This window comes from Paenibacillus sp. 01L418 (assembly GCF_056400045.1).
In genome coordinates this window covers 1-3841 of the sequence record NZ_JBFTSN010000534.1, presented here as the reverse complement: position 1 = coordinate 3841, position 3841 = coordinate 1, and the positions used below count along the sequence as shown (strand labels likewise).

Sequence of the window (3841 nt, the reverse complement as noted above, 5' to 3'; positions counted from 1 at the left end):
TACATATATAGATTTATAGATGTATATTACAAAAAAAAAGACCTCCTTTCAGTCTATAGTTTCTTTTGGATGTACTCGGAAAATTCCTGTATTGTCTTTTCGTTTCGACGATAGTACGTCCACTTCCCAATTCGCTCAGATTCCAACAAACCAGCTTTTTGCATCGTCAACAAATAACTCGAAATAACAGACTGTGCAAGACCTGCTTTAGCCTGAATATCTCCCACGCATACACCAATTTGAAAATTGAGATTTTGTTGTAGATAAGGTTTTTCATCAAAGAATTCCTCTGGATTCTTTAACCATAGCATAATTTGACTACGCGTCTCGTTAGACAAAGCTTTATAAATCTGTAATGGTTCCATACAGATTATTATATCTATTTTTATAGATTTGTAAATATAAAATGTGCTGTTTTCTCCAATATCTTTTGACAAGAACTTGAAAAATCTATTGCCTGTACCGACTTTTGTTGGAGAAATCTGCCCGTTAGTTCAATAAAAAGAGCAGGCATCGCAGCGCCTGCTCATCATTTGTGTTATTCCACTATCGTTCTCCGATAGCTTAATGACTATTTCACGCTTCTTGTGCTACCCTGAACATATGCCCATTAACATCTCGAAATGTGAACTCTCTTACGCCCCAGGGTTTTTGTTCAATATCTTGCACAATGTCTAGTGCTTTACTTTTATACAATGTATAAATTTCATCTATATTTTGTACAAAGAGATAAGAGTGAGCTCTATAAGTTGTGAACGATTCCTGTACATCCAGATGAAATTCAATATCACCACATTGGATTGCGGCATAGCCATTGTCATCCCATATCCAAGCCACCTTAAACCCAAGCACATCTAGGTAAAATGCAAGGGATTCATCCATATTACGTACGGGTAAAATCGGAACTTGACATTGAATGTTTAGCATAAAAAATACCTCCCCCCAGCTGGTTCATCAATAACAAAGAATATATTCGTTGAGTCTTTATAATTTCCTCTATTCTCATTGTTCAGTTCTCCTGCCCGTTAGCGTAATGAAAAAATGGAGCAGCTGCCGCAGCARACTACTCCATGTTTGTTCAACTATCGTCTCCCGTTAGCTAACGGTTAACGTTAGTTCAGCGAGTAGCAGTTCTACGTTTCCAGCGCGTAAGGGTATTTGAGTCTTATCAAAAAGGCTTATGTAGTGACAATGTACTGAGAAAAAATTCTGTATATAAAGGGGGGCGACCCCCCCTTGGCCCCCTCTGTCCGTAAAATAGAAAACCCGATCGAGTGAGATCGGGTTTTTTGTCTCATGGTTATGCATAATAGCTTTTAAATGCAGAATTAAGAAGCACTATCTTCTTAACTCAAACAAACTTCCGACTCGTCTTCTTCCCATCACAGCTGAACACAATCTTCTTATCCTCAACAAACGTCTCCAGGTGAACGTTTTTCCCCCAAAGCTGAACGACATGAGGCAGCGTACGCTCCACATACTTCAGATCGAGCTCCATCCCTTCATACTCATGAATAAGATAAAGCTCACCCACACGATTAAAATCCCCATCCTTGACCATCAAACTAGGGAAACCACCGTTTACTTTCGAATAAACAAGCTGATCGCGAATTTTCTCCCACGACTTATCGGTAATTTTCCACTCAGGGCCTTTTTTCTCGAAAATGTACAGATCGAGATCATTAACCAGATCTTTCGTCAGGTAGTTGCGGATGAACGAAATATCGGAATCGAGCTCGCGTACCTCGAACATTTTTTCCCTGCCCTTGCCGGGGACGCGTCCGAAGCGTGCTTGTTCTTCCTTTGTTGGGTTATCGAATCGGCGCTCGATATCCTCGAATATTTTTAGGCCCAGATAATAGGGATTCAAGGTATGCCGGGATGGCTGCACGACAGAAGAGTTTAGCTTAGCGAACTCAATCGTTTCATCGCTAGTCAGATCAAGCTCGCGTATGATCCGCTGATGCCAATACGAAGCCCAGCCTTCGTTCATAATCTTAGTCTCGATTTGCGGCCAGAAATAGAGCATCTCATCGCGAAGCATAGATAGAATATCGCGCTGCCAATCCTCCAGAGTAGGGGAGTACTCCTCAATGAACCAGATGAGATCTTTTTCTGGCCGTGGCGGAAAACGTTTGGCGTCAGCGGCCTGCGATTGAGCGGCTGATGCGGCGGCAGCTGTTCGATCCGGGTCTAGATTCCATAAGTCATCATATGAGGAGGAAGGAATATTCCACTCCGAACGCTCGCTGTCCTTTTGCACCATTTCGATATAACGTTTCTTATCCAATTGATATGGCTTAATGAGCGTCGGATCGACATGCTCTTGAATGGCAAGGATCGCATCGATAAACTTCTCGACCGCCTCCGTGCCATGATCCATTTCATATTGATGAATACGATCCGCTGTAGCAGACATGCTCTCGACCATATTGCGATTGGTTACACCAAAGCGAGCGTTGTTTTTGAAAAAATCACAGTGAGCGAGCACATGGGCGACGATGAGTTTATTTTGAATTAGAGAATTGCCCTCTAGAAGAAACGCATAGCAGGGGTTGGAGTTAATGACGAGCTCATAAATTTTGCTTAAGCYGAAGTCGTATTGGAGCTTCATTTTGTTGAACGTTTTTCCAAAGCTCCAGTGGCTAAACCTTGTCGGCATACCGTACGCGCCAAAGGTATAAATAATTTCTGCCGGGCAAATCTCATAGCGCATTTGATAAAAGTCTAAACCAAAGCCGGTAGCTATTTCTGTTATTTCATCAATGGATCGCTCCAGTGCACGAATTTCATCCTGTCTCATCCGTCATCCCTCCGCATGCGAAAATACGATTCATACCATGTGTATGAGCGGGTGGTCAAGGTTATGACGAAGTGTGCAGGATGGACTCAGCGTATGTGGCGATCAAAAAAAGAAAAAACCTTGGACATCTGCCTTTTCGAGTAAATACTCAAAGTGGAATCAGACGATCTCAAAGTTTTTTTTCATTTTGCTTATTGTCGTACATCGCTAGGTCAGCGTTGCTTATCAATTCTTTTAGCGTGCTAGCCGTGCCGTGCGTTGAACTAATGCCTATGCTAGCGGAAATATGAATGATATGACCATTGATTGTGAATGGCTCGTCAATCGATTTTTTTATTTTACTGGCTACAAAATCGATATCTTGGTTGTCCACCAAATGCTGAAAGCAAATAACGAATTCGTCTCCACCGTATCTAACGAGGATGTCGGTTTTTCTGACGTCTTGTTTCAGTCTCTTAGAAATTTGAAGCAGCAGCAAATCACCAAAGTCATGACCGAACGAATCATTAACCTCTTTAAAATCATCGATGTCGATGAACATCACACTAAACTGCTTGTCCGAGCCAGCATGATCCAAATGAGATAAATAACGTCGATTGTAAAGACCGGTCAAGCTGTCCGTAACACTTGCGTTTTCTAAATCCAATATATATCCGAAAAAAGCGGCCATCGAATGGAGAAATCCGAGCTGCCTTTCATCTAGATGAATCGGTTCTTTATTTATGGCGCATAGGGTACCAACTGCTGTCTGGTCAGCTGTTCTTACAGCGATTCCGACCAAAGCTTGTGCTCCAAGTTGCTGGGTAATAGGTAAAGAGGCTGTACGCGGATCATCAAGTGTATTGGTGATGTTAAGAATGGAACAATCCTGCTCTAAAACAAGATTGCAATAACTTTGCAGCAAATGTAACGGTAAGCTATTGGTTCCTTCATTTTCATGACGGTTGAGCGCTCTTATGATTCTGCTTCCATTATGATCAATTGTAGCTATCAATAAAGTGTCAACCTGTAGAAAGTGCTTCAAGGTGTCAATAATAT

Annotated in this window: 4 protein-coding genes; all 4 read right to left on the bottom strand. The window is 41.9% G+C overall.

Going from position 1 to position 3841, the window contains the following annotated elements:
* Nucleotides 1-53 precede the first annotated feature (53 nt).
* Nucleotides 54-365 carry an ArsR/SmtB family transcription factor gene (locus AC1DSE_RS32105; RefSeq protein WP_339209456.1) on the bottom strand — a complete coding sequence of 104 codons (312 nt, stop codon included), beginning with the start codon at nucleotides 363-365 and terminating at the stop codon, nucleotides 54-56.
* Between the two features lie 211 nt (nucleotides 366-576).
* On the bottom strand, nucleotides 577-927 hold the full coding sequence (locus AC1DSE_RS32100; protein ID WP_477512843.1) for a bleomycin resistance protein: 351 nt from the start codon (nucleotides 925-927) through the stop codon (nucleotides 577-579).
* A gap of 424 nt (nucleotides 928-1351) precedes the next feature.
* Nucleotides 1352-2803, bottom strand: coding sequence for a SpoVR family protein (locus AC1DSE_RS32095; protein WP_477528821.1), 1452 nt, complete (start codon nucleotides 2801-2803; stop codon nucleotides 1352-1354).
* 169 nt (nucleotides 2804-2972) lie between these two features.
* Nucleotides 2973-3841, bottom strand: an 869-nt coding sequence (locus tag AC1DSE_RS32090) for a diguanylate cyclase domain-containing protein (RefSeq protein WP_477528820.1), incomplete at its 5' end; no start/stop codon positions are given.

What these genes read in the sequence shown, in the direction of transcription:
- AC1DSE_RS32105 (WP_339209456.1), bottom strand. Translation starts at nt 365, where the DNA reads ATGGAACCATTACAGATTTATAAAGCTTTGTCTAACGAGACGCGTAGT.
- AC1DSE_RS32100 (WP_477512843.1), bottom strand. Translation starts at nt 927, where the DNA reads ATGCTAAACATTCAATGTCAAGTTCCGATTTTACCCGTACGTAATATG.